Genomic DNA, 238 nt, shown 5'->3' with positions numbered 1-238 from the left:
ATTCACGGATGCTTCCAAGAGTTTCAAGATTTAACAACGAAACTAGGGTATAGCTGGGATAGTGGTATCCCAATTCATAACGCAAAACGAAGGCTTGCATTCGTTGGTGATATTACAGACCGAGGTCCTCATTCATTACGGATGATTGAAATTGTATGGGAGCTCGTAATAAATAGAAAAGATGCTTATTATGCTCCAGGGAATCACTGTAATAAACTGTATCGTTTCTTCCTTGGAC

General features: G+C 39.5%; 1 protein-coding gene. It reads left to right on the top strand.

Features of this window, described 5'->3' with window-relative positions; genetic code table 11:
- The coding region (locus JDS81_RS30050) for a metallophosphoesterase (protein WP_199688708.1) at window positions 1-238 on the top strand (238 nt) is incomplete at both ends.

Origin of the sequence: Bacillus cereus group sp. N31, from assembly GCF_016483245.1 — a bacterium.
GTDB lineage: Bacteria > Bacillota > Bacilli > Bacillales > Bacillaceae_G > Bacillus_A > Bacillus_A toyonensis.
Note: the sequence above shows the minus strand (reverse complement) of the source record. Positions and strands in the feature narration are given on the sequence as shown.